Genomic DNA, 20,812 nt, shown 5'->3' with positions numbered 1-20,812 from the left:
GATCTCACTCGTAGAACCGGTAGTCGATCTCGATCTGGCGCCCGACGCGCGCGATCACCGACTGGATTTCCTGAAGGTACTCGTGCAGGCCGAATTCGAAGACCGCGTCGATGTCGAGCCTGAGGTACTTCTCTTCCATGGCGCGGAGCATGTCGCAAGAGGTTGTCACCTGCCCGTATTCCGACGTGAGGAATTCCATGTTCGACCGCATTGTCGAGATGCAGAACGCGAGGCTGCGGGGCATCCGGCGGTCGAGGATCAGGAACTGCGCGATGTCGCGGGAGTCGCGCGAGGCGCCGTAGGCCATGCGGAACCCGCCACGGGCGGAGACGGAGCGCAGCAGGATTTCCCACTGCACGTTGTCCATGGAGGACCCGACAGAGACCACAGCGGGCAAAAGCACGTAGTATTTCACGTCGACGATGCGCGCGGTGTTGTCGGCCCGTTCGATGAAGGTGCCCAGCCGCGAGAAATCGTAGATGTCGTTGCGCAGCATGGTGCCGTGGGTGGCGCCGCGCACCATGGAGGTCCGCTGGCGGATCAGCCGCAGCACCCCCGGCAGGTCGCGTTCGTTGACGCGGCGGGCCAGCCCTTCCTTCGCGGCCATGTAGGCGGCGTTGGTGGCTTCCCAGACCTCGGTGGTCAGCGCGGTGCGCACCATGCGGGCGTTCTGCCGCGCCGAGGCGATGGAGGACATGACCGAGGACGGGTTGTCCTTCGACCGCAGGAGCCAGTCGATGGTCGCTTCCTTCGTCACCTCGTCGTGGCTTTGCATGAAGAGTTCGTAGGAGCCGGAGGTCTGCAGGACCGACTTCCATTCTTCCTCGGTGGAGCCGAGCCGGGTGAGCGCGATGCGCTGGCCCGTCTCGATCAGCCGCCCGATGTTTTCCGCGCGCTCCAGCGAGCGGTACATCCAGAACAGGCCGTTTGCGGTTTTTCCCAGCATCAGTCTTGCAGCACCCAGGTGTCCTTCGTTCCGCCGCCCTGCGAGGAGTTCACCACGAGGGAGCCTTTCTTGAGCGCCACGCGGGTCAGGCCGCCGGGCGTGATCTTGATGCCTTTCGGGCTGACCAGCACGAAGGGGCGCAGGTCGACGTGCCGCGGGGCCAGCCCTGCGCGGGTGAAGATCGGCACCGTCGACAGCGACAGCGTGGGCTGCGCGATGTAGTTTGCGGGCCTTGCCTGCAGCTTCCTGCGGAACTCTGCCAGGTCCTTCTTGGTCGCGGTCGGGCCGATCAGCATGCCGTAGCCGCCGGAGCCGTGCACCTCCTTGACGACGAGGTCCTTCAGGTTGTCGAGCACGTAGGCCAGGCTGTCGGGATCGGCGCAGCGCCAGGTCGGCACGTTTTCCAGGAGCGCCTTCTCGCCGGTGTAGAACTCGACGATCTCGGGCATGTAGCTGTAGATCGCCTTGTCGTCGCAGATGCCGGTGCCCGGCGCGTTGGCGATGGTGAGCCTGCCCGCACGGTAGACATCCATGATCCCCGGCACACCCAGCGCGCTTTCGGGGTTGAAGTTCAGCGGGTCGAGGAAGGCATCGTCGATCCGGCGGTAGACCACGTCGATGGGCTTGTAGCCGCGGGTGGTGCGCATGGCGAGCCGCCCGTCCACGACACGCAGGTCGTTGCCCTCCACCAGCTCGACCGACATCTGGTCGGCGAGGAAGGCGTGTTCGAAATAGGCGGAGTTGTAGATGCCCGGCGTCATCACCGCGACGGTGGGCTTTTCGCCTGCACCCTCCGGCGCGCATTCCGACAGCGACTGCAGCAGGTCCATCGGGTAGGTCTGCACCGGCTGAACGCGGTTGTGGGCGAAGAGCTCCGGGAACATCTGGAGCATGGTCTCGCGGTTTTCCAGCATGTAGCTGACGCCCGAAGGCGTGCGGCCGTTGTCCTCCAGCACGTAGAACTGGTCGGGGCCGGTGCGCACCAGGTCGATGCCGACGATGTGGGTGTAAACCTTTCCCGGCGGCGTGATGCCGATCATCTGCGGCTCGAACGCCTCGTTGCGCGAGATCATGCGTTCGGGAATGCGGCCCGCCTTCACGATCTCCTGCCCGTGGTAGATGTCGTGCAGGAAGGCGTTGAGCGCGCGCACGCGCTGCTCGATCCCCTTGCTCAGCCGCTGCCATTCGTGGCCCGAGATGATGCGCGGGATGATGTCGAAGGGGATGAGCCGTTCCTCGGCCTCGGCGCGCCCGTAGACGTTGAAGGTAATGCCCGTCAGGCGGAAAAGCTCTTCCGCCTCGCGCTGTTTCGCGCGGAGGTCCTTCGGATCCTCCCCCTCGAACCAGCTGTTGAACGCTTGGTAAGGACCACGGACCTCGTCACCCGTGCCCGTCATCTCGTCAAAGACCGGCTTCTCGCCCATTCAACCCCCTGTGCCCCGTTTTCCGGTGTGCCGTATGAGTACAGCTTGGGGACAACGCTAGAGTGCGGCGGATGCGCAATCAACGGCTTGGAAGGCGTTTTGCGGAATTCCCGGCGTTTTGCCTCATATTTGGGCGTATCGCAAAGGCGGGCCGGAACGCGCCCCGACCGCGGGCGGAGCGGACCCGCGCGCCACCGCGCACGGGCCTTGGCCCCAGGGGGCTCAGGCCATACCCAGCGCGGCCTTGTACATCTCGAGGACCGCCTCTTCCTCGGCGATGTCGTCGGCGTCGCGCTTGCGGAGCGAGATCACCTTGCGCAGGATCTTGGTGTCGTAGCCGCGGCCCTTGGCCTCTGCCATGACTTCCTTGATCTGCTCGGCGATGTCCTTCTTCTCTTCTTCCAGCCGCTCCACGCGCTCGATGAATGCCTTGAGCTCTCCGGCGGCCACGCCGTAGCTGTCGGTCGGGGTGTCCTGCATGTCTTGCCTCCATGGGATGAGCCCTCCCGATACAGCCGTGCCGCGCGCCCATCAAGACCCATGCCGCGCCAGTCGCGCCGCCCTGCCGAAACGTCTTGCCTAACGGGCCTTCGTCCTTTAGGCGGCGGGCGGTCACGCAACATCCGCAATTCCCATCCGCAATCCTTGAGGAGGACGACATGGCCTGGCTGATCTGGAGCGGCGCACTGGTATCCCTCGCAGGGCTTGCCGGTCTCGTCTGGTGCATCGTCAAGGTCTGGTCCGCCCGCCGCAGGGGCCTGCCCGACGAAGAGCTGCGCGCGCTGGTGCGCAAGGTGGTCCCGCTGAACATGGGCGCGCTGATGCTTTCGACCATCGGGCTGATGATGGTCATCACCGGCATCTTCCTGAAGTGAGTTGAGCTGACGGCGCGGCCCCTGCCCCGTCATCTGCGCGGCGGTCCGTGTCCCGCCCGTCCCAAGGCAGAACACGCGCCAGCCTAGCGGCTGAGAAACGTCCGCCCGTATTTCACGTGTTCGCCCCAGGCGGGTACCGGCGTCCAGAAGTCACGGTCGGGATGGTCCAGCCGCTCCAGCCGCTTCATGATGCGCAGCATCCCCCAGAGACCGACGGCCATCATCGGCCCGCCGCGCAGGCGCGGGAAGTCCAGCGCCAGGATCGCGACCGCGTCGATGTCGGAGGGGCGGCGCACCATGCCCTCCGCCAGCATCCGCGCGCCTTCGTTCGCCATGGCACCGACCAGCAGCTCCACCATGTCGTCCGCCGCCCAGTCCCGCACCGTGCGCTGACCGTTCAGCAGCCGCCGGACAGAGGCCGCGCGTTCCGCGCCGCCATCGGCCCAGTCGTAGAACCCATTGCCGGAGATCCAGCCGCGCCGCCCGACCTCGATCATCAGGGCCGACCAGTTCTCCGCCCCTTCGGCGCGCGGGGCGCGGGCCAGGTCCTCGAGCCCGCTCATGTCGCGGGTCCGGAACGGCGGGCGGGCCCAGCCCCAGGCCTCCACCGCCGCGTCTAGGTCGTATGGGTCAGCGCCGAGGTCCACCAGCGCATCCGCCGCGCGGTGCATCGCCGCCGCGAGACGTCCCGCGATGCTGGCGCCCTGAGAGCGCACGTGCACCGCCACCTTGTTCATCCGTTCGGCCAGCGCGAGGCCCAGCGCCACCTCGGCGGGCGTGCCTTCCGGTCCCTGCACGACCTCAACCAGCCGTGTGGCAAAGACCGGCGGGGCAAATCGCAGGCCCAGCCGGTCGACCCGGCCCGACATCGCCACGGCACGCACCGTGCCTTCGGGCGCGGCCACGTCGCCCTGCCCGCGCGCCGCATGCAGGACGATATCCGTGCCGGGGATCATCTCGGCGCTTTCGCCCCAGTGCAGCAGGTCGAGGCGCGCGGCGGATTGCGAAGGGCTGAGCCCGCCGCCCTTCACCCCGGCCGAGAAGACGTCGCGCAGTTGCGCCACGCCCTCGGTCAGCTTCTCCGGCTCGCGCGCGCCCCAGTTCACGCCGATCCCGGCGTTCAGTGCCGAGACCGCGATCTGCATGGCCAGCGGCCCCGGCCCCAGCACGGCGATGCGGTTGACCTCGCCCGCGGGCGTGCCCTTCGGCAGGTTGAAGCGCCGCGCGAGGTGTTCGGCGGTAAAGGCGTGGCGCAGTGCACGGGCGGCGTCGGAGGCGAGACAGGCCGCGAAGGCGTCCTCCTCCATCGCCACGCCTGCGTCGAAAGGCAGAAGCGCCGAGGCCTCGATCAGGTCGATGACCCGGGCCGCGGCACTGTCGGGCGCAGCAGAGAGCGTGTCGCGCCGGGCCCTGATCGCCGTGGTGAAGGCCGCGTGGTCCGCCATGCCGTCGCGCAGGTCGCGGGTGCGGCGCGGCGGCGTTCCGTCATCGGCCAGCGCACGGGCAAGGTTGGCCGCGGTGCCCAGCAGGTTGTCGTCCACGAGGTCGTCGACAAGCTGCCGCCCCGGCCCGCGGTCCAGCGGCATGGTGCCCCCGGCCAGCGCCAGTTCCAGCGCCAGCTCCGCCCCTGCGAGGCGCGGCAGTCGCTGCGTCGCACCGGCAGAGGGCGTGAGGCCCATGCGCACCTCGGGCAGGCTGACGCGGGTTCCGGCGCGCGCCACCCGGTAGTGCGCCGCCAGCGCCAGTTCGAAGCCGCCGCCGTAGACCGTGCCGTGCAGCGCCGCCACGACGGGCTTGCTACAGGCCTCCACCCGGTTGCAGAGGTCGCGCAGGAAGGGCTTTGCCATGCCGGTTTCGTATTCCGCCAGATCGGCGCCCGCGGGAAAGGTGTTGCCGGTGCCCGCCAGAACGATGCCGCGGATCGCCGGGTCCGCCTCTGCCCGGTCCAGTCCCGCCGCCAGCCCGACCCGGGCCGCCCGCGACAGCGCGTTGACCGGCGGGTTGTCGACACTGAGCAAGGCAATGCCGTCCTCGACCGAATAATGGATACCGTCTGCCATCTGCCCGTTTTCCCGCCCGGGCCCCAAACGCCCGGATCTGCCCGTTTATCGCGCATTTCGCGCTCTTTTGCGGGGATTAGACGCGATCAGGCGAATCAAGGCAACGTCCTTGTGCCCCGGACATGCCTCCCGGGCGCGCGGAAACACGGCAAGCGAGTCCTTTCGGACACGGCCCTCGGGCGGTCCGGAGGCAATACGAACGCGGTGCCGGGCCGGCCGCGCGGATCCCGCGGCCGGCCGCCCGGGTCAGATCGGCATGTTGTCGAACTGGTCTTCGAGGTCTTCGTCGCGATGCGCCTCGACGCGGTCGCGCGCCCAGACCGGCGCGCGGGCGCCCCTGCCCTCGAGCTGGCGGACCGCCTGCTCCAGATGGTCGAGCGCCTCCGCACGGGCGGTGCCCTCGGTGTTGTCGATCTCGTCGCGCAGAGCTTCGATCCTGGCCTTGAGTGCCTCGGTCATGGTCGTCCTCCTCTCCTCTCCCACCCGGATCACCGGGAAACGCCGCCTCACCCCGCGGCGCACGCAGCGCAGAGGGGTGTCTCCGGGACCGCATCGAGGCGGGCCGGTTCGATCTCTTCGCCGCATTTCACGCACAGGCCGTATTCGCCGCGGGACATCCGCCCGAGCGCGGCCTGGATTCGTGCAATCTCAGATTGACCGCTGGCGCCGAGTCGCTCAAGCACCTCTTCGCCCTCACGCTCGATCGCTTGGTCGTCCCAGTCCCTGGAGTGCTCCGTCTCGAGCGCGTCCTCGATCCCTTCGAGGCGCACGCCCAGTTCGCGCAAACGGTTGACAAGACGTGTTCTTTTATCGTGATGAGACATGGTCAAGGGCCTCCTCGCCCGCGATGGAAGACTGCCCCGCGCGGACCGTGCCCGCCTTGATACAAATCAACAGGCAGATGGGACTTGAAACACATTCGTTTTTACGTATATGTTCTTCCAGACGCTAGGGAAGTCCTCAGGAGATGTACCCATGAAACCCGAAGTGACCGCCTTTTTCGACGAGGCCACCAATACGATTTCCTATGTCGTTCGCGATCCGAACGGCAAAGCCTGCGCCGTGATCGACAGCGTGCTGGACTTCGACTATTCCTCCGGCCGCACCGACACCCGGTCCGCCGACGCGATCATCGCCTTCGTGAAAGAGAAAGGCTATGACTGCCAGTGGCTGCTGGAAAGCCACGTGCACGCCGACCACCTCTCTGCCGCGCCCTACATCCAGCAGCAGCTGGGCGGCAAGATCGGCATCGGCGACCGGATCACCGTGGTCCAGGACACCTTCGGCAAGGTGTTCAACGAAGGCACGGAGTTCCAGCGCGACGGCTCGCAGTTCGACAAGCTCTTCGTGGAGGGCGACAGCTTCCACATCGGCCAGCTGCGCGGCGACGTGCTGCACACGCCGGGCCACACCCCCGCCTGCCTGACCTATGTCATCGGCGACGCGGCGTTTGTCGGCGACACGCTGTTCATGCCGGACTTCGGCACCGCGCGCTGCGACTTCCCGGGCGGTTCGTCCGAGACGCTGTACGACTCGGTCCAGAAGATCCTCGCCCTGCCGGACGAGACCCGCATCTTCGTGGGCCACGACTACAAGGCGCCCGGCCGCGACGACTACGCGTGGGAGACCACGGTGGGCGAGCAAAAGGCGCTGAACGTCCACGTCGGCGGCGGCAAGTCGAAGGAGGACTTCGTGTCCATGCGCGACAGCCGCGACGCCACGCTGGCCATGCCGAAGCTGATCATCCCGTCGCTGCAGGTGAACATGCGCGCGGGCCAGATGCCCCCGGCCGACGAGAAGGGCGACGTCTTTCTCAAGGTGCCGGTCAACAAGCTCTGACCGGCTGAGCCACCGCCTTCCCCGTCCGTGCGCATGCGCCGGGCGGGGACGACAGTTTTTCGAAGTTCACGCCCCGATGCGAACCGGGGCGGCCCCCTTACGCACGTCAAGGAAACGCACACATGCCCATCGACTGGATTTGGGGCCTGATCGGCGGATTGCTGATCGGCACCGGAGGCGCCGTCTACCTCCTTGGAAACGGCAAGATCATGGGAGCCAGCGGGATCATCGGCGGACTCGTCGATGGCTCGGGCCGCTCGACCGCCTGGGAACGCATCCTGTTCCTGGCCGGGGTCGCCGTGACCCCGATGCTGCTGATGCCGTTCTACCGCGAGGTGGACACGCACATCACCGACAACTTCCTCGTGCTGGCGATTGCCGGCCTGCTGGTCGGTGTCGGCACGCGGATCGCCAACGGCTGTACCTCCGGTCACGGGGTCTGCGGCATGTCCCGCCTGTCCATCCGCGGCTTCGTCGCCACGGCCTGCTACATCCTCGCCGGCGGTGTCGGCGTGATCGTCTTCCGCCACTTTCTTGGAGTGATCTGACATGCTCCGACACCTGATCGCCCTCATCGCAGGCAGCCTGTTCGGCGCGGGCCTGTTCATTTCCGGCATGACCGACACCGCGAAGGTGCAGGGTTGGCTGGACGTCTTCGGCGCATGGGACCCCACGCTCGCCTTCGTCATGGGCGGCGCGATGATCCCCATGGCGCTGGCCTGGATCGTGCGCAACCGCCGCACCACCGCCCTGACCGGCGCGCCGCTTCCGCCGCCGCCGTCGAAGGAGATCGACAGCAAGCTGATCCTCGGCTCCCTGCTGTTCGGGGTCGGCTGGGGCCTGGCCGGGCTTTGCCCGGGGCCGTCCATCGCGTCGCTGAGCTATGGCGGGGCGGGTCTGTACGTCTTTGTCGCGGCGATGCTGACCGGCATGGTCCTTGCCCCGGTGCTGCGGGCGCGGCTGGACAAGCCCGTTCCGGCGGAATAATGCTGCGTCATGACACCGCGCATTCTCACCGACAACTACCACGTGTCGCCGCAGATCTCCCCCGAGGATGCGGCGGCCATCCGCGACGCCGGCTACGTCATGGTGCTGGACAACCGGCCCGACGCAGAGGTGCCGCCGGAGTTTCAGACCGACGCCATGCGTGAGGCGATGGAAGCGGCCGGCCTCCGGTTCGAGGCCCTGCCCCTGACCCACCAGACCATGAACGCCGAGAACATCCTGGCGCAGGCCGATCTTGTGGCCAGCGCCAATGGTCCGGTCCTGGCCTACTGCGCCTCCGGCACCCGCTGCACGGTGATCTGGGCGCTCGCCAACGTCGAGAGCATGGGCACCGATGCCGTGCTGGAGACAGCGGCGCGGGCGGGCTACGACATCTCCGGCCTGCGTCCGACGCTGAACGCGCTGGCCGAAAAGTAGACACGACCTGCCGTCCGGGCATGTCCGGGCGGCGGTTTCATTTGGTCGCCTGACGGCCCCGGGATCACTCGTTGAAGTCGATCTCCATCGGGGCGGTGGCGAAACCGCCGAAATCCTCCTCCTCCCCTTCTCCGCCTTCGGACATGACGCTTTCGAAGTCGAAGTCGTTGCCGTCACCGAAATCCATCGGCGGGAGGTCGGGCAGATCCTCCGACATGCCGTCGCCCATCGCGGGAAAGTCGGGAAGATCCGAAGCTCCGTCCCCTGCCCCGGGCAGCGAGAGCTGGCCGCCCCCGAAATCGCCGCCGAAATCCGCGCCCGTGTCGGCGGCGGCGCCTGCCGGTGCGGCAAGTGCGGCGGGTCCCAGCACAGGCCATGTCAGCCGCACCGCGCGGGCGCCGTTCAGCTGGCCCATGCGCCCCTTGGCCACCATGTGACCGCGCCCGGCCAGGATCTCCACCCGGTCGAGCGCGTCCTTCGACAGCTTCAGCACGTCCCCGGGTTTCAGCGCCTGCGCGCGTGACAGGGGCAGCGTGATCCGCGAGAGGACCGCGTCCAGCCGGGCCGGGACGCGGTCGAGGATCGCGGCATGGGGGCCCGGCGCATCGGCCCCGTCCTGCGCGGAGCTCCGGGGGTTCGGCTTGCGTTCGGGCAGGATGAGGCTGAGGCTCCCCTTGCGGCGTCCGAGCGCAAGGTCGACCTGCGCCCGGAACGCACGGTAGCCCGCCGCGTCGAGCAGCAGGCCGGCGGAGCGGGCGTCCTCCAGCATGACGCCGAAGCGGAAGCCCTGAAGCATCTCGCCGATGGGGCTGTCGGTCAGCGCGCCTGCCATGCTGTGCAGCGTGCCGTCGATCAGCGGGGCGATCATGGCGGCATCGGTCTGGGTCAGGATGCGGTCCTCGTCCACCGGCATCTGCGTGACCTGAAGGATGGTCTGCACCTCCACCACGCCGGTCAGCACCTGCCGGTCGACGGAGGCAAGGCCGATCGCCCCGTCGGGCCCGTCGAGCAGCACGAGCAGGTCCTTGGGGGACAGCCCGGCGATCACCCCGTCCTGGTCGAGCGATTCGACGGTGACAGATTGCGTGACGAGCGCGAGATCCCACATGACGTCGGCGGTGCGCGACAGGGCGCGCCTGAGCGCCTTTGCAGGCGACATGCCGCGTGCCTCGAACGCACGCTGTGCCGCTTGCGCCTTCTGGCCCAATACGTCGTCTCGTGCCCCGTCAGCCATATAAGGTTGCGTCCGTCATCAACTGCCTCCGCCCCTCCTTATCTGCGGATTTGGTTACCAACCGCTTTAACGAAGTGTTTTTTGGCAAGTGCAGAAAGAAATCGCCGCGGGTGCTGCGGCTATTGCGCGGCCATCTGGCGGGACATCGGCAGATCGACGCGGAAGGCCGCGCCGCTGTGGTCCTGCAGGTAGGTGATCTCGCCCCCGAGCCGCGCGACGATCTGGCGGCAGATCGCAAGGCCCAGCCCCGCGCCGCCGGCCTTCTGGTCGCTGACCCGGGCGAATTTTTCGAAGATCACGTCGCGCGCCTCGGGCGCCACGCCGGAGCCGTTGTCGATGAAATCGACGTGCAGCCGGTCGCCCGATCCGTGCACCCGGATGCGGAGTTCCGGGGCTTCGGCGTCGCAGTACTTTCGGGCATTTGCGACAAGGTTGATGAACACCTGGCTCAGCCGTTCGAGGTCGGTGTTCAGCCAGACCTGTTCGTCCGGCGCGTGCCGGATGACCTTCAGCCGGGCGCCGTCGTCGGCAAGGGCTGCGGCCACGGCGCGGTCGATGACGTCCGACAGCCGCCCGCCGGTCACGTTCAGGCTGACCTGCCCGTTCTCCAGCACCGAGAGGTCGAGCAGGTCGTCCAGCAGGCGCGTCAGGCGGATCGCCTCCTCGTAGATGATCGAGGCGTAACGGTTCTGGTCGGCGCGGCTCAGGCCCTCGGCATCGCGCAGGATCTCGGAGAACGCGCGGATCGAGGTCATGGGCGTGCGCAGCTCGTGGCTGATCTGGCTGAGGAAGGCATCTTTCTGCACCGAAAGACGGGTCAGCTTGTCGTTGGCGGCGCGCAGCTCGGCTGCGGTGCGCGACAACTCGCGCGACTGGGTTTCAAGCCGGGCGGAGTACTCCATCATCTGCGCCGTCTCGTCGGCCACGGCCATCAGGTCCTCGACCGAGACGGCCATGCCGCCGACGATCTGCCCCACCATGGCGTGCGCCGTCGCTGCCCCCACGGACCCGGACAGCGTGCGTTCGAGCCGTTGCAGGAACTCCGGCGTGGGCGCCGGGAGCTGGCCTTCGGACCCCTGCCGCTCGGCCTCGCGCCGGAAAAGGTCGCGGGCGTCCTGCGCGCCGAGGATGCGCTGCGCCATGATCATCAGGTCCTCGGTCTGCGCGGTGCCGTGCAGCCAGCTGCGGGCGCCGCCCTGCGCCTGCTGGATGTTGACGAACTGCGCGCCCTGCAGCCGTTCGAGCGGCGAGGGAAAGGAGAAGACCGAGACCACGAAGAAGGCCACGCTGTTGAGCGTCAGCGACCAGAAGACCGCATGCAGCAGCGGGTCCATGCCGGTGATGCCGAAGAGCGCCTCGGGCCGCAGCCAGCCGATGCCCAGCGGTCCTTGCGCGAACCATGCCTCGGGGACCAGCGTCCCGGCACCCAGAGACGGCAGGTAGAGGGTGTAAAGCCAGGTGGCGAAGCCGAAGGTCAGCCCGGCCAGCGCGCCGCTGCGGGTCGCGCCCCGCCAGAAGATGCCGCCCAGCATGGCGGGCAGCACCTGCGCGACGCCGGTGAAGCTGACGAGGCCGATGGTTGCCAGCGCCGCGCCGCCGCCCGACAGCGCGTAGTAGAGGTAGCCCAGCAGCAGCACGCCGCCGATGGAGAGGCGCCGGGACAGGAGGACCACGTTGCGCACGTCGCCCGAGACGGAGGCGGTGCCGCGCCGGAGTTCCAGCCAGATCGGCATGACGATGTGGTTCGACACCATGGTCGACAGGGCGATGGCCGCGACGATCACCATGGAGGTCGCCGAGGAGAAGCCGCCAAGGAAGGTCAGCAGCGCCAGACCGTTCTGGCCCTGGCTCAGCGGCAGGGTCAGCACGAAAAGGTCGGGGTTGGCGCCCGCGGGCAGATGCGTCATGCCGATCACCGCGATGGGCATGACGAAGAAGCTCATGAGCATCATGTAGAGCGGAAACGCCCAGGCGGCGGTGCGCAGCTGTGCGTCGTTGTCGTTTTCGACCACCAGCACCTGGAACATGCGCGGCAGGCAGAGGAAGGCCGCCGCCGACAGCAGCATCAGCCCGGCCCAGCGTCCGCCGTCGACCTCCCACTGTCCGAGGTCGGAGGCGTCGATGCGGGCAAGCGTCTCGGACACGCCGCCCGCCATGCCCCAGACCACGAAGCTGCCGACGGCGAGGAGCGCGGTCAGCTTGACCACCGCCTCGACCGCGATGGCCATGACGACGCCGTGGTGGCGTTCGTTCGAGTCGAGGTTGCGGGTGCCGAAGATGACGGTGAAGACCGCAAGCCCCACGGCCACCCAGAAGGCGGTGGTGTCCGCCCGCCCGTCGCTGCCGGCGTCGAGGCGGGTGAAGACCTCCACCGACAAGGTAACGGACTGAAGCTGCAGCGCGATGTAGGGGGTCGTGCCGACGACGGCGAGGATGGTGACGCCCACACCAAGCAGGTTGGACTTGCCGTAGCGCGAAGAGATCAGGTCGGCGATGGAGGTGATACGCTGCGAGCGGGCGATGCGCACCAGCTTGCGCAGGATCCACCACCAGCCGATCATCACGAGGCTGGGGCCGAGGTAGATGGTCAGGTACTCGAGCCCGGTGCGCGCCGCCGATCCGACCGCGCCGTAGAAGGTCCAGCCGGTGCAGTAGATCGAGAGCGACAGCGTGTAGACGACCGGAGAGCGCAGCCACGCCCCCCGCCCCCGCGCCGCCGACCGTTCGGCAAAGAAGGCCACGCTGAACAGCAGCGCCACGTAGGCCAGCGAGATGGCCGCGAGCGCGTTGAGCGTATTCACCGGCGCGCCTCCGGGCGGTCCGGGGCGCTGTTGCGCCTGATGGCGAGGATCAAAAGGCCGGTGGCCGCGGGCAGCGCCACCCAGACCGAGAAGATGTAGATCAGCGCCTGCGAGGTGGGGACCGGCTCATCCGTGCCGCGCCACAGGAGCGGCAGCCACCACAGCACGAGGCCGAGGAAGGGCAGCCCGCAGGCGGCATCGACCATGCGGCGGCGGCGGAAGGTCTGGCGCTCGACGAACTGCGGCATCCGCCGGGGCATCGGCGCGGTGTAACGGTATTCGGGACTGTCGAGCGAGGTCGGAGGCCATGTCTCGGACGCGGAGCGCTGCCGCCCCTCGGGCGGTCCCTCCTCCGGCCCGCGTCCGGTGGTCATGTCCCCGAGAGCGACCGCACCGCGTCGAGCACCTCGGCGTTCGAGAACGGCTTGGTCATGAACCGGCTGGCGCCCGCGCGTTCGGCCATCTCGCGGTCCTTGGTCTGGCCCCGGGCGGTGAGCATCAGGATCGGCAGCGACGCGAAGGCCGCGTCCTCGCGCAGTTCGCGCAGGATCTCGTACCCCGACCGGCCGGGCAACATCGCATCGAGTATCACCACGTCGGGCGCACGGTCGCGCACGGTCTGCACCGCCGTCTCGCCATTCGAGTGGGAAAACACCTGCCACCCCTCACGCGCCAGAATGAACTTGATCGCCTCGATGATGTTCGGTTCGTCTTCGATCAGAAGAACCTGTCCGTTCATGCCTCACCCCTTACCTTGCCGGCCCCAGGGACTGGGTCCTCCCCCCGCAAGTGAGACGATTGTATGACTTTTACAAACCGGGTGTCAAAACGCCTTTGCCCCGCAAGAAAGAAAATTGCGCAGAGAGCAGGTCAGCCATGCGTTCGTTTCAACGGGAGGAGAGGATCGACGGCTCCCTCCGGCCCGGGCAGGCGCTGCGCGAACAGATGCGGCAGGAGGCGCCGACCTCTTCCGGGGCGGCGTGGTCGCGGTCCGGCGGGGCGAGGCGCACCATCATGTGCGACTCGTAAAGCGGATCGGCATTGACGGCGAGGCCGCCGGTCAGCGTGGCCTGCGCGTCGGCCCAGATCACCGCATTGGCGCGGCCCATCTGCACGAGCGGCGCGGTCAGCACGACATGCGGCCGGTTCAGCGCCTTGTACAGCGGCCAGAGCGGACAGGCGGCCCCGAAGCGCGGCATCGGGAAGTCGGGCAACGGCTTGCGGTACGACAGCACGCCCGAGCCGTCGCAGATCGCCAGCCCCACGGGATCGGGCAGGATCTCCTCCGGCATGGCGGCGAGGCGGCGCATGATGCGGGCGGGTTCGGCATGAAGATCGCGCGCGAGGGCCACCGGGTCGGGGCCGTGGCGGTCGATCGCGGGGCGCAGCACGTCGATGGGCAGGGCGCGGGCGTCCTCTGCGTAGCGTTCGAGCCAGGGGCGCAGCAGCGCACGTGCCGTTCCGGACATGCGCTTGCCCAGCCGCGCGAGGGCGGCGGCGGTGTCGGCGTCGCTTTCGAGTTCGGGAACGTGATGCCCCGCGGCCTCCAGCGCGGTGTCCAGCTCCTCCTGCGGGGTGCCGGTCTCGGTCGCCTGCGCGTTGTCGGCCTCCAGATAGGTGACGAGGCCGCGCGAGGTTTCGGCAAGGCGGCCCGAGTCCTCGTAGATGTTGCGGTGAAAGCGGGCCTGCCATTCCTGGTCGATGTCGCCCGGTTCGGCGAGGATCGAGGCGGCGGAGCGGATCGCGGTCACGGTGGAAAGCATCTCGTGCAGGGAAGCGGCAAGCTGCGGGTCGTGGGTCATGCGGTCGGTCAGCACCTCGACGGAGCGTTCGAGCTGCTGCACCCGGGCACGCGTGGCGACCAGCAGGTCGGCCCAGCCGGGAAAGCGCCCGGCGAATTCGTCGGTCCGGTCAAGCTCCGCACCGGCGTCGGGCAGGTCGGAGGCGGCCTCCCGCAGGCCGGCGATCAGCGCGGCCCCTGCCCCTTCGGTCAGATGCGTCGGTTCAACCGACAGCGCGTCGGCGATTTCAAGCAGCAACTTCCCGCCGATTCTTCGGCGATTGTGCTCGATCAGGTTGAGGTAGGAGGCAGAAATCCCGGCAATCTTTGCAAGCTCTGATTGTCTCATGCCCTGCGCGATCCGCTTTTCGCGAATCCGCGATCCTGTGAGCGTGTCCCTTGGCATGGCCGTTCCCTTGCGTAATCAAGCACTTTCTGCGCCGCGACATAAACGAGTTTACAGTATATCACGGTCCACTTTTCAATAATTGATAAAAAAAGCCTTAGGGAAAAGGGAGTTGTTGCGCGATTTTCCGCTGTCACCCCATAGTACCTTTGCACAATGGTGCGCGCCGCCGCGTTGAGGAGCGCAGGCGACGCATTTCAAAAAAATGGGAGGATTTAATGTCCAAAACCGATCTGACTCGCCGTGGCGTGCTCCGGTCCGGTGCCATCGGCGGCGCCGGTCTTGCGCTTCCGACGATCTTCACCGCGTCCTCGGCCTCCGCGTTCACCAACGAGCCGACCGGCGACACCGTCACCCTTGGTTTCAACGTTCCGCAGACCGGCCCCTATGCCGACGAGGGCGCGGACGAACTGCGCGCCTACGAACTGGCCGTCGAGCACCTGAACGGTGGCGGCGACGGCGGCATGATCAACACCTTCTCGTCCAAGGCGCTGGAAGGCACCGGCATCCTGGGCAAGAAGGTCGAATACGTGACCGGCGACACCCAGACGAAATCGGACGCCGCCCGCGCATCGGCCAAGTCGATGATCGAAAAGGACGGCGCCATCATGATCACCGGCGGTTCGTCGTCGGGCGTGGCGGTCGCGGTGCAGGGTCTCTGCCAGGAGGCGGGCGTCATCTTCATGGCGGGCCTGACCCACTCCAACGACACCACCGGCAAGGACAAGAAAGCCAACGGTTTCCGTCACTTCTTCAACGCCTACATGTCGGCCGCCGCGCTGGCGCCGGTGCTGAAGAACCTCTACGGCGAGGACCGCAAGGCCTACCACCTGACCGCCGACTACACCTGGGGCTGGACGCAGCAGGAATCGATCGCCGCGGCGACCGAGGCGATGGGCTGGGAAACCGTCGAGAACGTGCTGACGCCGCTGGCGGCGACGGACTTCTCCTCCTACATCGCGCCGGTCCTGAACTCGGGCGCCGACGTGCTGGTGCTGAACCACTACGGCGGGAACATGGTCAACTCGCTGACCAACGCCGTGCAGTTCGGCCTGCGCAACAAGGAAGTGAACGGCAAGAACTTCGAGATCGTCGTGCCGCTGTTCTCGCGCCTCATGGCACGCGGCGCGGGCGAGAACATCAAGGGCATCGTCGGCTCCACCAACTGGCACTGGTCGCTGCAGGACGAGGGTTCGAAAGCCTTCGTGAAGTCCTTCGGCACCAAGTACGGCTTCCCGCCGTCCCAGGCCGCGCACACCTGCTACGTGCAGACGCTGCTTTATGCGGATGCCGTTCAGCGCGCCGGTTCGTTCAACCCCTGTGACGTCGCAGCCGCGCTGGAAGGCTTCGAGTTCGACGGCATGGGCAACGGCCCGACGCTCTACCGTGCCGACGACCACCAGTGCTTCAAGGACGTGCTGGTCGTGAAGGGCAAGGAGAACCCGACCTCCGAGTTCGACCTCCTGGAAGTGGTCGAAGTCACCCCGGCCGCACAGGTCACCTACCCGCCGGACCACCCGATGTTCGCCGGCGGCCAGCTGGGTTCGTGCAACCCGGGCGCGTAACGAGTGCGAAAGGGGGCGTGGCGACACGCCCCCGACAGCATCGCGGCCCCTTCCCGGCTGCACCGGCACTCTGACTTTGTCGCTTTCTCTTTTCGCCCTCTGACCGCGCGTCGGAGGCTTCTCCACACTCAATGCAAAGGTGGGGTCCATGGACGCAATCCTGCTTCAAATTCTAAACGGGCTCGACAAGGGCTCGGCCTATGCGCTGATCGCGCTCGGCCTGACGCTGATCTTCGGCACGCTCGGCGTGGTGAACTTCGCGCACGGTGCGCTGTTCATGATCGGCGCCTTCTGCGCGGTCACCATGCAGCGGCTGTTCGGCCTGTCGTTCGAGACGGTCGATCCCGGCAAGACCGACTTCCTCGGCAACCCTATGAAGGTCAAGACGCCCTACCTGGAGGCCTGGTTCGGCCCGGACGTGGGCGGCGCGCTGATCGACTGGTCGGTGCCGCTGGCGATCCTGCTGGCCATCCCGGTCATGCTGATCATCGGCTACGTGATGGAGCGCGGGCTGATCAAACACTTCTACAAGCGTCCGCATGCCGACCAGATCCTCGTGACCTTCGGCCTTGCCATCGTGCTGCAGGAACTGATCAAGCACTACTACGGCGCCAACCCGATCCAGACACCCGCCCCCGAGGCGCTGGCCGGTGTCGCGCAGCTTCTGCCCGGCGTGGTCTACCCGATCTGGCGGATCGTCTACTTCTGCTTCGCCGTTCTGATCATCGGCGGTGTCTTTGCCTTCCTGCAGTTCACCACCTTCGGGATGGTCGTCCGTGCCGGCATGGCCGACCGCGAGACCGTGGGCCTTCTGGGCATCGACATCGACAAGCGGTTCACCCTGATGTTCGGCATGGCCGCCGCGGTGGCGGGCCTGGCGGGCGTGATGTACGGGCCGATCAACGCGCCGAACTATCACATGGGGATGGACTTCCTCGTGCTGTCCTTCGTCGTGGTCGTGGTCGGCGGCATGGGTTCGCTTCCGGGCGCCGTGGCCGCCGGGTTCCTTCTGGGCATCCTCGAGAGCTTTGCCTCGACGACCTGGGCCACCACCACGATCCCCGGCATCAACCAGATCATCATCTACCTGGTCGCCATCATCATCCTGCTGACCCGTCCGCGCGGTCTGATGGGACGCAAAGGCGTGATGGAGTAAACCTATGTTCGGACTAGACAAAAAAGACGGCACCCTGCTGATCATCGTCGCCATTCTGACGATGTGCGCACCCTTCATCCTGAACCCCTTCCCCGCCAACAGCGCCATGGCGCAGTTCAATGCGGGCTACCCGGACCTGATGCAGCGGTTCGTGATCTTCGGGATCTTCGCCATCGGCTTCAACATCCTGTTCGGCCTGACCGGCTACCTGTCCTTCGGGCATGCCGCCTTCCTCGGCGTGGGGTCCTATTCGGCGGTCTGGATGTTCAAGCTGCTCAGCATGAACATCCTTCCGGCAATCATCCTGTCGGTCATCATCGCGGGGCTCTTCGCGCTGGTCATCGGCTTCGTGTCGCTGCGGAGGTCGGGGATCTACTTCTCGATCCTGACGCTGGCCTTCGCGCAGATGTCCTTTGCGCTGGCCTACTCCGTGCTGACGCCCATAACCAACGGCGAGACCGGCCTGCAGGTGACGCTGGACGATCCGCGCATCCTCGGCGTGTCGGCGACGGCGGACGGGTCCATTCCGGTCACCAACCTCTTCGGGCTGGAGATGCGCGCCGCCTACGACATGGCGGTGGGTCCGTGGTCCTTCACCTTCTCGGCGGGCTACTACGTCTGTGCGGTGATCCTGCTGGTCGCCTTCTACCTGTCGATCCGGATCTTCCGCTCGCCCTTCGGCATGATGCTGCGGGCGATCAAGTCCAACCAGACGCGGATGAACTACACCGGACTGAACCCGAAGCCCTACACGCTGGCGGCCTTCGTCATCTCCGGCATGTACGCCGGTCTCGCGGGCGGGCTTCTGGCGGCGATGGACCCGCTGGCCGGGGCCGAGCGGATGCAGTGGACCGCCTCCGGCGAGGTGGTGCTGATGACCATCCTCGGCGGCGCGGGCACGCTGATCGGCCCGGTTCTGGGCGCCGGCATGATCAAGTACTTCGAGAACATCTTCTCGAAGATCAACGAGGCCACGCTGCACGGCTGGTTCGACTTCCTGCCCGAGCCGCTGGAAAACGCCACCGTCTGGGTGCTGGAGCACTTCGTGGGCGCGGGCTGGCACCTGACGCTGGGCGTGATCTTCATGCTCGTCGTGATCTTCCTGCCCGGCGGGCTGGTCGAGGGCGGACAGCGCATCGGACGCCTGTTCGGACGCAATAAGGCGGCCACCAAGGCCACCGAAACCAAGCCTGCCGAATAAGGAGAGCGGACCATGGGCATTCTTGAAGTCAAGGACGTGGGCAAGCGCTTCGGCGGTCTGAAGGCGCTGAGCGACGTCAACCTCAGCGTGGCAGAGAACACCTGCCACGCGATCATCGGGCCGAACGGCGCGGGCAAGTCGACGCTCCTGAACTGCCTCGTCGGCAAGCTGATCCCCGACACCGGGTCGGTGATGTTCGACGGCCAGTCCGTGCTGGGACGCTCCCCGCACGAGATCAACCAGATGGGCATCAGCCGCGTGTTCCAGACGCCGGAGATCTTCGGCGACCTGACGGTTATGGAGAACATGATGATCCCGCTGTTCGCCCGCCGCGACGGCTCCTACCGGCTGCACGCCATCGAGTCGGTGGCGAGCGAAAGGGACCTGACCGCGCAGGCTGAGCAGATGCTGGACGAGGTGAACATGCTGGACAAGCGCCACATGCACTCTGCCTCCATGTCGCGCGGCGACAAGCGCCGGCTCGAGATGGCGATGTGCCTGATCCAGCGGCCGAAGCTGCTGCTGCTCGACGAACCGACCGCCGGGATGGCGCGCGCCGACACCAACAACACCATCGACCTGCTCCGGCAGATCAAGGAAGAGCGCGACATCACCATCGCCATCATCGAGCACGACATGCACGTGGTGTTCTCCCTCGCCGACCGGATCACGGTGCTGGCGCAGGGCACGCCGCTGGTCGAGGACACGCCCGAGAAGATCAAGGGCCATCCGAAGGTGAAGGAAGCCTACCTGGGCGAAGCCGCCGCCTGACACCCCTCGGGCGGGGCGGCGCACAGCCCCGCCCTGTCCCATGTCGCGCCATATCGTAGGGCGGGGCTATGCGCCGCCTCCCTTTCCGAAAGGACCCACAGATGAACGTCCGTCCCGATTTTTCGAAACACGCCAACCACGCCGAAACGGCGCCTGCGTTCCTCTCCGTGTGGGACATGCACTCCTACTACGGCGAGAGCTACATCGTGCAGGGCATTTCCTTCAACGTGCACGAGGGCGAGATCCTCGCCCTGCTGGGCCGCAACGGCGCCGGCAAGACGACGACGCTGCGCTCCATCGCGCGGCTCGACAATCCGCAGGTGATGAAGGGCGAGATCTGGCTCGACCACCAGCCGCTGCACACCATGCGCTCGCACCAGGCGGCGGTGGCGGGACTGGGTCTCGTGCCCGAAGACCGGCGCATCATCCCCGGCCTGACGGTGGAGGAGAACCTGCAGCTGGCCCAGATCGCGCCGCCGATCGGCTGGTCGCTCGACCGCCTCTACGAGCTGTTCCCGCGCCTCGGCGAACGCCGCAAGCAGGAGGGCGTCACCCTTTCCGGTGGCGAGCAACAGATGCTGTCCATCGCCCGGGCGCTGGCGCGCGATATCAAGGTCCTGCTGCTGGACGAGCCCTACGAGGGTCTCGCCCCGGTCATCGTCGACGAGATCGAGAAGACCCTGCGCCACATCAAGGAACAGGGCATGACCACGATCATCGTCGAACAGAACGCCGTGCGCGCCCTGCAACTGGCCGACCGCGCCGTGATCCTCGACACCGGCAGCATCGTCTACGACGGTTCCGCGGCCGAGGTGCTCGAGAACGAATCCCTGCGCGCCGAATACCTGGCGATCTGATCCGGCTGCGCCCGCCGCGGCGCCGTCCGTCCCGGCCACACGACCAACGAACCACTTGATTTCAGGGGCGGGGAGGTTTTCCCTGCCCCTGACCGATTTAGGAGGAGAGACAATGTCCAAAACCTACCCGCCGTCGTCCGAGGTGGTGTCGCGCGCGCATGTGGATGCGTCGAAGTACGAGGCGATGTATGCGGCCTCCGTTTCCGATCCGGATGCGTTCTGGGCGGAGCAGGCAGAACGCCTGGAGTGGATGAAGCGGCCGACCGAGATCCGCAACGTCGACTTCACCCTGGGCCAGGTCTCGATCGAGTGGTTCCGGGACGGCACGCTGAACGTCGCGGCCAACTGCGTCGACCGCCATCTCGAGACCCGCGGCAACCAGACCGCCATCATCTTCGAGCCCGACGACCCGAACGAACAGGCGCAGTCGATCTCCTACAACGACCTGCACCGCCGCGTCTGCCGGATGGCCAAC

General features: G+C 67.0%; 22 protein-coding genes. 11 read left to right on the top strand and 11 right to left on the bottom strand.

The features are described 5' to 3' along the window. Positions 1-4 precede the first annotated feature (4 nt). From ACU0DV_RS01140 to ACU0DV_RS01130, 3 genes are all read right to left on the bottom strand, one after another. Positions 5-946, bottom strand: a complete 942-nt coding sequence (locus tag ACU0DV_RS01140) for an alpha-E domain-containing protein (RefSeq protein WP_100927503.1) — start codon at positions 944-946, stop codon at positions 5-7. Continuing rightward, positions 946-2,370 carry a circularly permuted type 2 ATP-grasp protein gene (locus tag ACU0DV_RS01135; RefSeq protein ID WP_100927504.1) on the bottom strand — a complete coding sequence of 475 codons (1,425 nt, stop codon included), beginning with the start codon at positions 2,368-2,370 and terminating at the stop codon, positions 946-948. The genes ACU0DV_RS01140 and ACU0DV_RS01135 overlap by 1 nt, the downstream gene beginning before the upstream one ends. A 222-nt stretch (positions 2,371-2,592) precedes the next feature. After that, complete coding sequence (locus ACU0DV_RS01130) at positions 2,593-2,850, bottom strand: DUF2312 domain-containing protein (RefSeq protein WP_370311986.1); 258 nt, start codon at positions 2,848-2,850, stop codon at positions 2,593-2,595. Positions 2,851-3,029: 179 nt separating this feature from the next. On the opposite strand from ACU0DV_RS01130, the gene ACU0DV_RS01125 reads away from it, so the two are divergent. Then, positions 3,030-3,245, top strand: a complete 216-nt coding sequence (locus tag ACU0DV_RS01125) for a hypothetical protein (protein ID WP_100927506.1) — start codon at positions 3,030-3,032, stop codon at positions 3,243-3,245. Between the two features lie 83 nt (positions 3,246-3,328). Here ACU0DV_RS01125 and ACU0DV_RS01120 read toward each other — a convergent pair whose 3' ends face one another. The 3 genes from ACU0DV_RS01120 to ACU0DV_RS01110 form a co-directional block, all read right to left on the bottom strand. Further along, a complete protein-coding gene (locus ACU0DV_RS01120) occupies positions 3,329-5,305 on the bottom strand; it encodes an enoyl-CoA hydratase-related protein (protein ID WP_446242136.1) in 1,977 nt (658 codons plus the stop codon). Positions 5,306-5,551: 246 nt separating this feature from the next. Further along, positions 5,552-5,764, bottom strand: a complete 213-nt coding sequence (locus ACU0DV_RS01115) for a hypothetical protein (protein WP_100927508.1) — start codon at positions 5,762-5,764, stop codon at positions 5,552-5,554. Positions 5,765-5,811: 47 nt separating this feature from the next. Continuing rightward, positions 5,812-6,129 carry a TraR/DksA family transcriptional regulator gene (locus ACU0DV_RS01110; protein WP_283982588.1) on the bottom strand — a complete coding sequence of 106 codons (318 nt, stop codon included), beginning with the start codon at positions 6,127-6,129 and terminating at the stop codon, positions 5,812-5,814. 151 nt (positions 6,130-6,280) lie between these two features. Here ACU0DV_RS01110 and ACU0DV_RS01105 point away from each other — a divergent pair, with 151 nt between their 5' ends. The 4 genes from ACU0DV_RS01105 to ACU0DV_RS01090 all read left to right on the top strand — a co-directional run bounded on the left by ACU0DV_RS01105 (position 6,281) and on the right by ACU0DV_RS01090 (position 8,566). Next, positions 6,281-7,144, top strand: a complete 864-nt coding sequence (locus tag ACU0DV_RS01105) for an MBL fold metallo-hydrolase (RefSeq protein ID WP_100927510.1) — start codon at positions 6,281-6,283, stop codon at positions 7,142-7,144. Between the two features lie 122 nt (positions 7,145-7,266). Continuing rightward, positions 7,267-7,692 carry a YeeE/YedE family protein gene (locus ACU0DV_RS01100; protein ID WP_100927511.1) on the top strand — a complete coding sequence of 142 codons (426 nt, stop codon included), beginning with the start codon at positions 7,267-7,269 and terminating at the stop codon, positions 7,690-7,692. Position 7,693: 1 nt separating this feature from the next. Beyond that, on the top strand, positions 7,694-8,131 hold the full coding sequence (locus ACU0DV_RS01095) for a DUF6691 family protein (RefSeq protein WP_100927512.1): 438 nt from the start codon (positions 7,694-7,696) through the stop codon (positions 8,129-8,131). 9 nt (positions 8,132-8,140) lie between these two features. Further along, entirely contained in the window at positions 8,141-8,566 is a 426-nt protein-coding gene (locus ACU0DV_RS01090) for a TIGR01244 family sulfur transferase (RefSeq protein ID WP_100927513.1), read from the top strand. A gap of 64 nt (positions 8,567-8,630) precedes the next feature. Here the strand turns inward: ACU0DV_RS01090 and ACU0DV_RS01085 are convergent, their stop codons facing one another. The 5 genes from ACU0DV_RS01085 to ACU0DV_RS01065 form a co-directional block, all read right to left on the bottom strand. After that, positions 8,631-9,800, bottom strand: coding sequence for a FliM/FliN family flagellar motor switch protein (locus tag ACU0DV_RS01085; protein ID WP_100927514.1), 1,170 nt, complete (start codon positions 9,798-9,800; stop codon positions 8,631-8,633). 119 nt (positions 9,801-9,919) lie between these two features. Next, positions 9,920-12,601: an ATP-binding protein gene (locus ACU0DV_RS01080; RefSeq protein ID WP_446242137.1), complete on the bottom strand. Its 2,682-nt coding sequence runs from the start codon at positions 12,599-12,601 to the stop codon at positions 9,920-9,922. After that, on the bottom strand, positions 12,598-12,975 hold the full coding sequence (locus ACU0DV_RS01075; RefSeq protein WP_254698321.1) for a hypothetical protein: 378 nt from the start codon (positions 12,973-12,975) through the stop codon (positions 12,598-12,600). The genes ACU0DV_RS01080 and ACU0DV_RS01075 overlap by 4 nt, the downstream gene beginning before the upstream one ends. Beyond that, positions 12,972-13,340, bottom strand: a complete 369-nt coding sequence (locus ACU0DV_RS01070; protein ID WP_100927516.1) for a response regulator transcription factor — start codon at positions 13,338-13,340, stop codon at positions 12,972-12,974. Before ACU0DV_RS01070 ends, ACU0DV_RS01075 begins: the two co-directional genes overlap by 4 nt. 148 nt (positions 13,341-13,488) lie before the next feature. Further along, positions 13,489-14,787 (bottom strand): helix-turn-helix domain-containing protein, encoded by a 1,299-nt coding sequence (locus ACU0DV_RS01065; RefSeq protein WP_100927517.1) that lies wholly within the window; start codon positions 14,785-14,787, stop codon positions 13,489-13,491. Positions 14,788-15,005: 218 nt separating this feature from the next. On the opposite strand from ACU0DV_RS01065, the gene ACU0DV_RS01060 reads away from it, so the two are divergent. From ACU0DV_RS01060 to ACU0DV_RS01035, 6 genes are all read left to right on the top strand, one after another. Further along, the gene (locus ACU0DV_RS01060) at positions 15,006-16,352 is read left to right on the top strand and encodes a substrate-binding protein (protein WP_100927518.1); all 1,347 of its coding nucleotides are present in this window, start codon (positions 15,006-15,008) and stop codon (positions 16,350-16,352) included. Between the two features lie 148 nt (positions 16,353-16,500). Beyond that, positions 16,501-17,508 carry a branched-chain amino acid ABC transporter permease gene (locus tag ACU0DV_RS01055; protein ID WP_100927519.1) on the top strand — a complete coding sequence of 336 codons (1,008 nt, stop codon included), beginning with the start codon at positions 16,501-16,503 and terminating at the stop codon, positions 17,506-17,508. Positions 17,509-17,512: 4 nt separating this feature from the next. Further along, a complete protein-coding gene (locus tag ACU0DV_RS01050) occupies positions 17,513-18,709 on the top strand; it encodes a branched-chain amino acid ABC transporter permease (protein WP_446242138.1) in 1,197 nt (398 codons plus the stop codon). 12 nt (positions 18,710-18,721) lie between these two features. Continuing rightward, the gene (locus tag ACU0DV_RS01045; RefSeq protein WP_100927521.1) at positions 18,722-19,480 is read left to right on the top strand and encodes an ABC transporter ATP-binding protein; all 759 of its coding nucleotides are present in this window, start codon (positions 18,722-18,724) and stop codon (positions 19,478-19,480) included. 101 nt (positions 19,481-19,581) lie between these two features. After that, positions 19,582-20,337: an ABC transporter ATP-binding protein gene (locus ACU0DV_RS01040; protein WP_100927522.1), complete on the top strand. Its 756-nt coding sequence runs from the start codon at positions 19,582-19,584 to the stop codon at positions 20,335-20,337. 112 nt (positions 20,338-20,449) lie between these two features. After that, a partial coding sequence (locus ACU0DV_RS01035; protein ID WP_446269804.1) for an acetyl-coenzyme A synthetase N-terminal domain-containing protein occupies positions 20,450-20,812 on the top strand: 363 nt, incomplete at its 3' end.

The sequence above is a fragment of the Sagittula sp. genome (genome assembly GCF_052825245.1).
Note: the sequence above shows the minus strand (reverse complement) of the source record. Positions and strands in the feature narration are given on the sequence as shown.

Bases quoted from the DNA above. Each gene is read 5' to 3' on its own strand.
- ACU0DV_RS01140 (WP_100927503.1), bottom strand. From the start codon at position 946: ATGCTGGGAAAAACCGCAAACGGCCTGTTCTGGATGTACCGCTCGCTG.
- ACU0DV_RS01135 (WP_100927504.1), bottom strand. From the start codon at position 2,370: ATGGGCGAGAAGCCGGTCTTTGACGAGATGACGGGCACGGGTGACGAG.
- ACU0DV_RS01130 (WP_370311986.1), bottom strand. From the start codon at position 2,850: ATGCAGGACACCCCGACCGACAGCTACGGCGTGGCCGCCGGAGAGCTC.
- ACU0DV_RS01125 (WP_100927506.1), top strand. From the start codon at position 3,030: ATGGCCTGGCTGATCTGGAGCGGCGCACTGGTATCCCTCGCAGGGCTT.
- ACU0DV_RS01120 (WP_446242136.1), bottom strand. From the start codon at position 5,305: ATGGCAGACGGTATCCATTATTCGGTCGAGGACGGCATTGCCTTGCTC.
- ACU0DV_RS01115 (WP_100927508.1), bottom strand. From the start codon at position 5,764: ATGACCGAGGCACTCAAGGCCAGGATCGAAGCTCTGCGCGACGAGATC.
- ACU0DV_RS01110 (WP_283982588.1), bottom strand. From the start codon at position 6,129: ATGTCTCATCACGATAAAAGAACACGTCTTGTCAACCGTTTGCGCGAA.
- ACU0DV_RS01105 (WP_100927510.1), top strand. From the start codon at position 6,281: ATGAAACCCGAAGTGACCGCCTTTTTCGACGAGGCCACCAATACGATT.
- ACU0DV_RS01100 (WP_100927511.1), top strand. From the start codon at position 7,267: ATGCCCATCGACTGGATTTGGGGCCTGATCGGCGGATTGCTGATCGGC.
- ACU0DV_RS01095 (WP_100927512.1), top strand. From the start codon at position 7,694: ATGCTCCGACACCTGATCGCCCTCATCGCAGGCAGCCTGTTCGGCGCG.
- ACU0DV_RS01090 (WP_100927513.1), top strand. From the start codon at position 8,141: ATGACACCGCGCATTCTCACCGACAACTACCACGTGTCGCCGCAGATC.
- ACU0DV_RS01085 (WP_100927514.1), bottom strand. From the start codon at position 9,800: ATGGCTGACGGGGCACGAGACGACGTATTGGGCCAGAAGGCGCAAGCG.
- ACU0DV_RS01075 (WP_254698321.1), bottom strand. From the start codon at position 12,975: ATGACCACCGGACGCGGGCCGGAGGAGGGACCGCCCGAGGGGCGGCAG.
- ACU0DV_RS01070 (WP_100927516.1), bottom strand. From the start codon at position 13,340: ATGAACGGACAGGTTCTTCTGATCGAAGACGAACCGAACATCATCGAG.
- ACU0DV_RS01065 (WP_100927517.1), bottom strand. From the start codon at position 14,787: ATGCCAAGGGACACGCTCACAGGATCGCGGATTCGCGAAAAGCGGATC.
- ACU0DV_RS01060 (WP_100927518.1), top strand. From the start codon at position 15,006: ATGTCCAAAACCGATCTGACTCGCCGTGGCGTGCTCCGGTCCGGTGCC.
- ACU0DV_RS01055 (WP_100927519.1), top strand. From the start codon at position 16,501: ATGGACGCAATCCTGCTTCAAATTCTAAACGGGCTCGACAAGGGCTCG.
- ACU0DV_RS01050 (WP_446242138.1), top strand. From the start codon at position 17,513: ATGTTCGGACTAGACAAAAAAGACGGCACCCTGCTGATCATCGTCGCC.
- ACU0DV_RS01045 (WP_100927521.1), top strand. From the start codon at position 18,722: ATGGGCATTCTTGAAGTCAAGGACGTGGGCAAGCGCTTCGGCGGTCTG.
- ACU0DV_RS01040 (WP_100927522.1), top strand. From the start codon at position 19,582: ATGAACGTCCGTCCCGATTTTTCGAAACACGCCAACCACGCCGAAACG.